The sequence below is a fragment of the Streptomyces sp. DH37 genome (assembly GCF_029813835.1).
Lineage (GTDB): Bacteria > Actinomycetota > Actinomycetes > Streptomycetales > Streptomycetaceae > Streptomyces.
Genome location: NZ_JARVKV010000021.1, coordinates 74,877 through 85,738, shown reverse-complemented (window position 1 = coordinate 85,738; position 10,862 = coordinate 74,877). Strand labels below are relative to the sequence as shown.

Annotated in this window: 7 protein-coding genes; 5 read left to right on the top strand and 2 right to left on the bottom strand. The window is 74.7% G+C overall.

Annotation, left to right across the window (positions count from 1 at the left end):
• On the top strand, positions 1-1,038 hold a 1,038-nt coding region (locus QC029_RS13580; RefSeq protein ID WP_279555886.1), incomplete at its 5' end, for a GNAT family N-acetyltransferase.
• 10 nt (positions 1,039-1,048) lie between these two features.
• On the opposite strand, the gene QC029_RS13575 is transcribed toward QC029_RS13580, so the two are convergent.
• Both QC029_RS13575 and QC029_RS13570 read right to left on the bottom strand, forming a co-directional pair.
• A complete protein-coding gene (locus tag QC029_RS13575; protein WP_279555885.1) occupies positions 1,049-2,140 on the bottom strand; it encodes an aldo/keto reductase in 1,092 nt (363 codons plus the stop codon).
• Between the two features lie 73 nt (positions 2,141-2,213).
• Entirely contained in the window at positions 2,214-3,062 is an 849-nt protein-coding gene (locus tag QC029_RS13570) for a RimK family alpha-L-glutamate ligase (RefSeq protein WP_279555884.1), read from the bottom strand.
• A gap of 333 nt (positions 3,063-3,395) precedes the next feature.
• Here QC029_RS13570 and QC029_RS13565 point away from each other — a divergent pair, with 333 nt between their 5' ends.
• From QC029_RS13565 to QC029_RS13550, 4 genes are read left to right on the top strand one after another with little or no spacing between them, the layout of a single operon-like run.
• Complete coding sequence (locus QC029_RS13565) at positions 3,396-5,054, top strand: AMP-binding protein (protein WP_279555883.1); 1,659 nt, start codon at positions 3,396-3,398, stop codon at positions 5,052-5,054.
• On the top strand, positions 5,051-6,505 hold the full coding sequence (locus QC029_RS13560) for an MFS transporter (RefSeq protein ID WP_279555882.1): 1,455 nt from the start codon (positions 5,051-5,053) through the stop codon (positions 6,503-6,505). The genes QC029_RS13565 and QC029_RS13560 overlap by 4 nt, the downstream gene beginning before the upstream one ends.
• Before the next feature lie 5 nt (positions 6,506-6,510).
• On the top strand, positions 6,511-7,614 hold the full coding sequence (locus QC029_RS13555; RefSeq protein WP_279555881.1) for an FAD-binding oxidoreductase: 1,104 nt from the start codon (positions 6,511-6,513) through the stop codon (positions 7,612-7,614).
• Positions 7,615-7,669: 55 nt separating this feature from the next.
• Positions 7,670-10,837, top strand: coding sequence for a non-ribosomal peptide synthetase (locus QC029_RS13550; RefSeq protein WP_279555880.1), 3,168 nt, complete (start codon positions 7,670-7,672; stop codon positions 10,835-10,837).
• The last annotated feature ends 25 nt before the right edge of the window (positions 10,838-10,862 follow it).

Sequence of the window (10,862 nt, the reverse complement as noted above, 5' to 3'; positions counted from 1 at the left end):
GTGCCGGTCCTCCCGGCCCCCGGGAGGACCGGCACGGCGCCGGGCAGGCGGCGGACCGTCCGGACCGGGGAGTGGTGCATGGAGATCGTGGACAGATACGGCCTGTCGCTCGCGCTGATCGAGCCGCACGAGCTGGCCGGCGAGCCCTGGGCCGTCCCGTCCGGCGCCGGGCGGGACGTGGACGTGGACGTGGTCAGGATGGAGCGCCCGCCCGCCGGGCTGTGGGACGAGCTGGCCTCACGGGGCTTCCTGCGCAAGCCCGCCACCGTCACCTGGGTGGCCGAACTGGGCCCCGGCGAGGAGGAGTTCCTGGCCCGTCTGGGCACCAAGGCCCGGCAGGACGTCCGGCGCGCCCGGCGCCGGGCGGAGGCGGCCGGACTGCGCGAGGTGGTCGAGGAGCCGGTGTCGGAGTGGACCCTGGACGCGTTCCTCGCCCTCTACGAGGAGCGTGTGGCCCGGATGCGCTTCGGCGTCCCCTTCGCCCTGGACCACCGGGACGCCGTGCTGCACGGGCCGGAGAAGTTCTGCGGGGTCTTCGCGTACGCCGGGGACGAGCTGGTCGGCGGCTGCCTGGTGCTGGAGCTGCCGGAGAGGGACGCGGCGGTGGTGCGCTTCTCGGCGGTCAGCGCCGAGTGGCGCAGGCACAGCCTGGCCCGCGCCCTGTACCTCTCCGCGATGCGGGTCGCGCGGGCCAAGGGTTACACCTGGGCGACGCTGGGGAACGAGCCGAACCTGCTGGGCCACCTCACCCGGCCGGGCCTGTTCCACTTCAAGACCGGCATGGGCTTCCGGGCCGTCCCCTCGCAGGAGTTCGCCGATCCGGACGGCCATGACGAGGCGGACCTCGTGCTCTCCCTGCGCACCCTGGGCGACCCGGTGCTCGTCCTCGCCTACGCCGGACCCGGCTCGGGCCCGGGGCGGCCGCTGGCGGCGAGGCTGATCAGCGAGTCGCCGGTGCCCACGGCCCCGTACGAGGCGCCGTTCCTGGCGGAGGTCACCCGGTCCGCCCCCCACCGCGGGCGGCGGACCGGTGCCTGAGCCGATGCCGCTACGCCACGGGGACGGCGCGGGAGGCCACCCGGCCGGGGTCGCCGCCGAGCACGGAGTCCCGCACCAGCCCGTTGATCTCGTGCGGGGTGCCGAGCGGTACGGCGCTGGCCTCGTCCAGGCGTCGCGTCTGCTCGTCGGTGAGGGTGGTGCCGAGGGCCGCGAGGTACTCCTCGAGCTGGTCGGCGCCGCGCGGGCCGATGACGGGGACGAGCGCGGTGGTGGAGCGCGCGGCGCGGGCGCGCAGCCAGGCGAGCGCGATCCGGGCGGGCGGGGCGCCGGCCTCGCCCGCCACCTCCCGCACGGTGTCCACGACGGCGGCGATCCGGTCGGTGTCGTTGCGGGGGTGGCGGCGGTTCTCGTCGCTGACCCAGCCGGCCTCGGTGCGGCGGTACTTGCCGGTCAGCAGCCCGCCGCCCAGCGGCGACCACAGGGCCGCCCCGAGGCCGAGGGCCTCGGCCATGGGCAGCACCTCCCGCTCGGCGGTGCGGTTGACCAGGTTGTACTCGGTCTGGACGCCGATGATCGGGGACCAGCCGCGCAGTTCGGCGATGGTGACGGCGCGGGAGGCGCGCCAGGCGGGGAAGTTCGACAGTCCGGCGTAGAGGATCTTGCCGCTGCGCACCAGGTGGTCGACGGCGGCCAGGATCTCCTCGGTGGGGGTGAGGGTGTCGGGGAAGTGGGCCCAGTACAGGTCGATGTGGTCGGTGTTCAGGCGGCGCAGGCTGCCCTCGACCGAGCGGATCATGTTCTTGCGGCTGTTGCCCGTGTCCGAGATGCCGGGGCGCCGGGAGTCTCCGCCGCTGTACTTCGAGGCCAGCACGAAGTGGTCCCGGTCGGTGGCGAGGAACTCGCCCAGCAGCCGCTCGGCCTCGCCGAAGTGGTAGCAGTCGGCGGTGTCGATCAGGGTGCCGCCCGCCTCGGCGAAGCGTTCGAAGATCTTGCGGGCCTCGTCCCGCTCGGCGCCGTCGCCCCGTCTGCTCCACATCAGGTCGGCGACGCCGGTGCCGTAGGCGGCGCCGAAGTTGGCGGTGCCCAGGGCGAACTCCGAGACCCGCAGCCCCGTGTTCCGTCCGAAGGTCGTGTAGCGCATGGCTCTCCCGGTGCTCGGTGTCGTACGGCTGGGGTTCCGGCCGGCGGCCGGAGCCCGGTTCGGCGGCCCGCCCTCAGGCGGCGGGGCCCTCCTCGACCTTCCGCTCCACCCAGTCGTAGACGCCGGCCAGCACCTGCCGGTGCTGCTCCCTGCCCAGGACGCCGAGAAAACCGGGAACGGGATTGACCTCGAGAATCATATAGCCGTCCCCGTGGGGAAGGACGTCGAGTCCCGAGAGGGTCATTCCAAGAGCCCGGGTGGCCCGGACCGACAGGTCGACCAGTTCGTCCGGAGCGTCGAACCGCTCGAAACTCGCGCCCTCCAGCGTCTTGCAGCGCCAGGAGCCGACGGGCGGGAGCTTGAGCATATTGACCGGTGTGACGTCGCCCGCCACGCTGATGCGGTACTCACCGCCCTCTGTCGGATAGTACGGCTGGCAGAGAACGGTGGGGAAACGCGTCAGCAGATCCTCGGCGACGGCTTTTTCCGCGCCGAAATCACGGATGCGCTCCACGTCCTGTCCCCGGTAACCGTAGGAGGGTTTGAGGATGATGTCGCCCCACTCCTCGAAGGCGGTCTCCACGTCCGCGAGCGACACCGCCGAGCGCATCGGCGGGACGGGCAGCCCGGCCGCGGCCAGCTTCTGCGCCATGAGGAACTTGCTGTAGCCCGTCACCCACACGTCCACGGGGTCGAAGAGCATCGGACCTGGGACGTTGCTCAGCATGGCCAGCCGTTCGACCCGGTCGCGCCAGTCGTCGCCGTAGAGCTTGGAGCGGTTGATGATCGCGTCGAACGAGGTGGCCGGCTCCCCCTTCAGCGTGAGTTCGACGCCCTCCGGGCCGGGGTGGTACGCGATTTCCTCGAGCGTGAAGAAGGAGGTCTCGTGACCGCGCTCCCGCCCGTATTCCACCAGGCTCATTCCATCGGGATCGATCCCGGAATAGTCCCATCCGAGCAGGCCAATTCTCACGGCGCCTCCAGGAGCACTCTCGTGCGCTACAGACAGTATCGGACGCACGGCGCAGCCTGTCTTCGCCTCTTCCCACTTGTCAAGGCGCCAAATCCTTTCACAGCGAGGGAATCCCGTTATCCCGTGATGGGTGGCCATGCCCACTCCTGTCGCTTTTGCGACACGTTTCCGGGAATTAACACGGGACCCGGGAAGAACATTATTCGAAGGGGTACCGCGACCCCTCTCCCGTCCTCTAGGCTCGGCGGCCGGATTCGTTCCCCAGTACGGAAGGGACCTCTTGTGGGCGACTGGGAGACGCTGGTCAGGCCGAGGCCCGAACAGGCCGCCGGGTACCGCGCCGCGGGCTGGTGGCGCGAGGAGACGTTCCTCGACGACCTCGCCGAGGCGGCGCGCCGCAGGGGCGGGCACCCCGCGATCATCGCCTACGAGGGCCGGGAGCGCTCGCGCACCATCGACTACGCCGAACTCCGGCGCCTGGTCGAGCGCTTCGCCGCCGCCCTCGCCGAACTCGGCGTCGGACGCGGGGACGTGGTGGCCTTCTACCTGCCGAACCGCTGGATGCTCACGCCCCTGTACCTGGCGTGCCACCGCGTCGGCGCCGTCGGCTGCCCGGTGATCCCCGCCCTCGACGTGCGCGAGCTGTCCGACGTGCTCACCCGCAGCGCGGCGAGGGTGTGCGTGACCGTCGACCGCCTCGACGGGACCGACTACGGCGCCCGGCTGGCCGAGGCCGCGCCGGCCTCCCTGGCCCACCGGGTGGTCGTCGGCGACGCCGCCGCCACCGGCGCGCTGGACTTCGAGGAGTTCTTCGTCCGCACGCCCTGGGAGGAGCGCCGCGCCGTCGACCCGGCCGACCGGCTGGGGCCCGACGACCCGTCGCTGCTGCTGTACACCTCGGGCACCACCGGCCGGATGAAGGGCGTGGTGCACAGCCAGAACACCCTCCACGCGGCCGTGCTCGCGGTCTCCGTGCCGCACCGGCTCACCGCGGACGACGTCGTCTCCATCCCCAACTACGCCACCCACATGGCCGGGCTGACCTACGCCTGCTACATGCCGCTGCTGCTGCACGCCACCTGTGTGATGCAGGAGGCGAACCGCGACATGGAGCTGCTGCTGGACCTGATGGCCGCGCACCGCGTCACCTGGGCGTACGTACCGCCGGCGTTCCTGGTGTCGATGCTGGAGGTGCAGCGCAAGGAGCCGCGCGACACCTCCAGCGTGGTACAGGTCGTCTCCGGCTCGGCGCCGATCGCGCCCCAGCTGATCGCCGAGATGCGCGAGGTCTTCGGCATCCCGGTGCGCGCCCTGTGGGGCATGACGGAGAACGGCGCGGTCACCGTGACCCGCGCGGACGACCCGGAGGGCTGGGCCGCGCACAGCGACGGCCGGCCCGAGCCGTCGATGGAGGTGCGCGTCGACGCCGAGCCCGGCGACGACACCGGCCGGCTGCTGGTGCGCGGCGCCTCGCAGTGCCTGGGCTACCTCGGCCAGCGCGAGGTCTACGAGGCGTGCCTGGACGAGGACGGCTGGTTCGACACCACCGACCTGGCCCGCGACGACGGGCGCGGCGGCATCCGCATCACCGGCCGCACCGTCGACCAGATCACCCGGGCGAACGGGATGAAGGTCTCCACGCTCTACGTGGAGTCCGTGCTGGTGCGGCACCCCCTGGTGAAGGAGGTGGCCCTGGTGGGCTATCCGGACCCGGAGGTGCCCGGCGCGGAGCTGGTGTGCGCCGTGGTGGTGCCGGGAGAGGAGCCGCCCACCCTGGAGTCGCTGCACGCGCTGCTGGCCGAGGAGAGGGTGGCCCGGACCCTGTGGCCGGACCGGGCGCAGTTCGTGTGGGAGCTGCCCAGGAACTCGCTCGGCAAGATCCTCCGCCATCCGCTGCGCCGGCGCCTGGAGATCGAGCACGAACGCGCCGCGCGCCGATGACGGCGGCCCCGCGGGCCGCGTCGGACGCCCCGGCGCACGGGCGGGACCCGCGCCGGCGGTCGGCCGCGCTGGCGGTGATCTCCACGGCGCAGCTGATGTTCCTGCTGGACGCCACCATCGTCAACGTCGCGCTGCCGAGCATCCAGCGGTCCCTGGGACTGGCCGGCGCGGACCTGGAGTGGGTCGTCGCCTCCTACTCCATCGCCTTCGGCGGTCTGCTGATGCTGGGCGGGCGGGCCGGGGACATCCTCGGCAGACGGCGGATGTTCACGGCCGGGCTGGCGCTGTTCACCTGCGCCTCGCTGCTGGGCGGGTTCGCCTCCGAGCCGTGGCTGCTGGTCGTGTGCCGCGCGGCGCAGGGGGCGGGCGCCGCCGCGGCCTCGCCCGCCGCGCTGTCGCTGATCGCCGTGACGTTCCGGGAGGGGCCCGAGCGCGACCGGGCGATCGGCTGGTACACGGCGGTGGCCACGGCCGGCGGCGGTCTCGGTCTGCTGGCGGGCGGTGTGATCACCGCCTGGCTCTCCTGGCGCTGGGTGATGTTCGTCAACGTGCCCATCGGCGTGGTGCTCCTGGCCGTCGCCCGGCGGGTGCTGCCGGAGACGCCCCGGCGGCGCGGGACGTTCGACGCCTCCGGCGCCGTCACGGGCACGCTGGCCGCGCTGCTGCTGGTGTACGGGCTGGTCAGCGGCTCGTCCGAGCACGGGGGCTGGACGCGTCCGCCGGTGCTCGCCTCGCTGGGCGCCGCGGCCGTGCTGCTGGCGGCCTTCGTGGCGGTCGAGCGGCGCGGGGCGCAACCGCTGGTGCCGCTGCGGCTGTTCACCGACGGGCGGCGCGCGGGCGTCTACACGGTGCTGGCGCTCACCAGCACCGCCATGTTCGGCATCTTCTTCTTCCTCACCCTCTTCCTCAGCCGGGTGTGGGAGTACAGCGCCCTGCGGACCGCGGTCGCCTACCTCCCGCTGACCTGCCTGCTGGTCGCCGGGGCCCGGGTCAGCTCGCGCCTGGTCGCCCTCCTCGGCGCCCGGCTGCTGGTGTGCGGCGGCCTGCTGACCGCCGCCGCCGGGATGGTGTGGCTGTCGCGCATCGGGGAGTCCGGCGGTTACGCCACGGGGATGCTCGCGCCGACCGTGCTGGTCTACGCGGGGCTCGGCGTCACCGGCGTCCCCCTGACGCTGGCCGCCCTGTCGGACGTGGCCGACGAGGACTCCGGCGCGGCGTCGGGCCTGCTCACCATGGCCCGGCAGATCGGCGGCGCGACGGGACTGGCCGTGCTCGGCGCCGTCGTCTGGTCGGCGGCCGCCTCGGCGGAGCACACGGGGACGGCCGGGGAGGCGCTCTCCTCCGGAACCGCCCACGGCTTCCTCGCGGCGGCCGGGATCACCCTGCTGTCGCTGCTGCTGGCGGCCGTCGCCGTGCCCGGCAGGCCCGCCGCCGGCCGGGGCGGGGGGTGAGCGGCATGGCCGACTTCCTGGTGGTCGGAGGGGGCATCGCGGGCGCCGCGGCCGGCTGGTTCCTCGCCCGGCACGGCCGGGTGACGCTGCTGGAGGCCGAGCGCGTGCCGGGCGCGCACTCGACCGGGCGGTCCGCCGCGGTGTTCTCCGAGTACTACGGCGGCCCGGCGGTACGCGCGCTGACCGCGGCCAGCCGCGCCTTCTACACCGACCCGCCCGAGGGCTTCTCCCCCGCCGCACCGCTGCGCCCGCTCGGCGTCCTGGCCCTGGAGACCCCGGGGAGCGCCGGACTGTTCGAGGAGGCGCTGGCGGCGGGGGCGAGCGCCCCGGAGCCGGCCGTCGAGATCGACCGGTCCCGCGCCCTGGAGCTGTGCCCGGCGCTGCGCCCGGACTCCTTCGGCCGCGCCCTGTACCGGCCGGGGGTGTGCGACATCGACGTGGACGCCGTCCACCAGGGCTTCCTGCGCGGTCTTCGCGCGGCGGGCGGGACGGTCGTGACCGGGGCCCGGGTCCTCTCCCTGCGGCGGCTGCGGGGCCGCTGGCACGCGGCCACGGCGGCCGGGGAGTTCTCCGCCCCCGTCGTCGTGGACGCCGCCGGGGCCTGGGCGGACGAGGTGGCGCGGCTGGCGGACGCGGCGCCGGCGGGACTGGTGCCGCGCCGCCGCACCGCCGCCGTCGCCGAACTGCCGCCCGGCCACGGGGCGGCCCGCTGGCCGATGGTCTGCGACGTGGCGGACACCTTCTACGCCAAGCCGGAGTCGGGCGGACTGCTGCTGTCCCCGGCGGACGCGACCCCCGTCCCGCCCGGCGACGTACGGCCCGACGACCTGGACGTGGCGAGGGCCGTCGACCGCTTCGGGACGGTGGCCCGCCTCCGCCTCCGGCACATCAGGCACGCCTGGGCCGGGCTGCGGACCTCGACCGACGACGACGTGCCCGTCATCGGCCCGGACCCCGGCGCCCCCGGCTTCTGCTGGCTCGCCGGGTTGGGCGGATACGGGATCCAGACCGCTCCCGCGGCGGGCGCCCTGCTCGCCGCCCTCGCCGTGGGGGACGGGCCGCCACCCGCGCTCGCCCCCCTGGTCCCGGACCTGACCCCCCGTCCGTGACCCGCGGAGCTCCTGTTCAGCGCGCCATCCCGTCACCAGCAGGGAGTGCACAGATATGTCGACAGATGTGTCGGACACCATCCGGCAGTTCGCCGGCAACAGCGTCGACCACGGCCCCTACCGGCCCGTGACCGCGCTCATCGAGGAACAGACCGACCGGACCCCCGACCGTCCCGCCCTGACCTGCCGGGGGGCGAAGGAGAGGACCCTCACGTACGCGGAGTTCGACGCGCTCGCCAACGGGCTCGCCGCGCGGCTGTCGGCGGCCGGTGCGGGCCCCGGCGCGGTGGTGCCCGTGGTGGTGGGCAACAGTGTCGAACTCCCGCTGTGCATGGTGGCGCTGATGAAGACCGGCGCGGCGTTCGCGCTGTGCGACCCGGTGTGGCCGGAGGAGCGGCTGCGCACGGTGCTGCGGACGCTGGACCCGCCGGTGGTGCTGACCGCCGGGCCGCCGGTGTGCGCCGGCCGGCGGGCGACGGTGGTGCGCGCCGCCGGGATCACCCCGAGCACCGAGCGCCCCGGTGCGGTCCCCGGCCCCGGCCACGTCGCCTACGGCGTGTTCACCTCGGGCACGACCGGCGCCCCCAAGTGCGCCCTCAACCTGCACGGCGGGCTGACCAACCGGTTCCGTTTCATGACCCGCCACTTCCGCGCCACCGGCGAGGAGGTGGTGCTCCAGAACAGCCGCCACACCTTCGACTCCGCCATCTGGCAGCTGCTGTGGCCCCTGACCACCGGCGGGCGGACGGTCGTCCCCGAGCAGGGCGAGTTCCTCGACTTGGAGCGGACGGTCGAGGCCATCGACCGCCACCGGGTCACGGTCACCGACTTCGTCCCGGCGATCCTGGGCATGCTCGTGGCCCTGCTGGAGGCCGACCCCGCGGCCGTGCGCAGGATCTCCTCGCTGCGGCACCTGGTGGTCGGGGGCGAGGAGATCGTGCCGCACGCCGTCCACCGGCTGCGCGACATGGTCCCCGGCCTGGAGATCAGCAACGGGTACGGCCCCTCGGAGACCTCCATCGGCATGGTCTTCCACCGCGTCAGGGGCGACGAGGGCGACCACATACCGCTGGGACGGCCCATCGACAACTGCCACGCCCTCGTCGTCGACGAGGCGCTGCGGCCCCTGCCGGCCGGAGCCACCGGCGAGATCCTGGTCGGAGGCGCCTGCGTGGGGGCGGGCTACCTGGGCGATCCGGGGCGCACCGCGCGGGCGTTCGTGCCCAACCCCTTCCCGTCCGTTCCCGGGGAGAGGCTGTACCGCACCGGCGACCTGGGGTGGTTCGACGAGGAGGGGCTGCTGCGCTTCGCCGGGCGGCGCGACCGGCAGGCCAAGGTGGACGGCGTCCGCGTCGAGCTGGCCGAGATCGAGACGGCCGCCGAGGGCTGCCGCGGCGTCGTCCAGGCCAAGGCCATGACGGTGCGGCGGGCCGGGCGCACCCGGCTGGTGGTCGCGGCGGCGGCCGAGGAGGGCACCACGCCGGCCGCGCTCCGCGCCCACCTGGCGTCCGTGCTGCCCCGCGTCCAGGTGCCGCGGCACTGCTTCGTGCTCCAGTCCCTGCCGCTGTCGGACAGCGGCAAGGTCGACCTGCGCGCGCTGCGCGGCATCGTGGAGGACAAGCTGGAGTCCTGGGCGAGACCGGCCGTACCCGGCTCTCCCGCCCCGCGGACCCCCGCCCAGCGCATCGCGCAGGTGATGGGCTCGGTGCTCGGCCTGCCGGACTTCCGGGTGGGCGACGACTTCCTGGCGCGCGGCGGCGACTCCCTGACCGCGATGAGCGCGGCCCTGCGGATCCGGGAGGCCACGGGCACCGCCCTGAGCCTGTCCGAGGTCTACGAGCACCGCACGCCCGAGCGGCTCGCCGCCGCCCTGCGCGGACGCGGGGCGCGCGGCGCCGGTGGGGACGCCGAACACGTCCGGCACGCCGAGCACACCGAGCACACCGAGAGCACAGGGAACGCCGGGAACGCCGAGGGCACAGGGAGCGCCGACAACGCCGACGACACAGCGCGGCTGATGGAGCGCGACGCCCGGCTCCCGGCGGACCTGGCCCGGCTGGCGCGGCGGGCGGCGGGCGCCGACCTCGCGGTGCCGCCGCGCACCGTCCTGGTCACCGGGGCCACCGGCTTCGTCGGCGCCCGGACCGTGCACCAGCTGGTGTCGTCCACCGGAGCGCGGGCGGTGTGCCTGGTACGCGCCCGCGACGACGCGCACGCCCGGGAGCGGCTGATGCGCACCCTGCGCTCGCAGGGGCTGTGGGACGCGGACGTCGCCGCGCGCGTCGAGGCCCGCTGCGGCGACCTGTCCCGGCCCCGCTTCGGGTGGCCGCGCGGGGAGTGGGAGTCCCGCGCCGCCGGGTGCGACGCCGTGCTGCACATCGGGGGGCTCGTCAACTTCCTGCTGGACTACCGGGCGCACCGCCCGGCCAACGTCACCGGCACGGCCGAGGCGCTGCGCTTCGCCCTGTCCGGACGGCCCAAGCCGCTGCACCACATCTCCACCCTCGGTGTGCTGGACCGGCACGCGGCCGGTGCGGCGGAGCCCGTGGGCGAGGACTTCGACCCCCGTGACGCGGTCCCGCCCGCCAGCGGCTACAGCCGGTCCAAGTGGGTGGCCGAGCGCATGGTGCTCGCGGCGCGGCGGCTGGGCGCGCCGGTGGTGGTGCACCGGCTGGGCGAGGTGATGCCGGCGGCCGACAACGGCGTGCCCAACCCCGCCGCGCTCACCCATCTGCTGCTGTCGGCCTTCCTCCAGCTGGGCATGCGGCCCGGCGTGCCGATGGCCTCCGACTACACGCCCGTGGACGAGACGGCCGCCCGGCTGGTCGCCGCGCTCGCCGAGCCGCCCGCCGCCCCGGCCGGCCCCTCCGGTCACGGGGTGTACCACGTCTTCCGCCCCGGCAGCGTGGACTTCGCCGCGCTCGACCTGCCCGGGCCGGACGGTGCGCGCGCCCTGCGCACGGTGCCGCAGGAGGAGTTCGCGGCCGCGCTGCGGGACGCGGCGGACGGCGACAGGGACTCGGCGGCGGCCGTGCTGTACGCGCTGCTGGCGGCCCTGCCCTCGGCCGGCCCCGGCGGCGCACCGGACTTCCGGAACCTGCTGTCGGACAACCCCGGCCTGTTCGCCAGGGACGCCTGCGCCGCCCTCGACGCGCGGCACGGCCTGTGCGAGGGGCCGCTGGACGCGGCGGTCGCCGCCTACCGCGCCACGCTCACCGCCTGAGCACCACGGCGGGCACACGACGGAC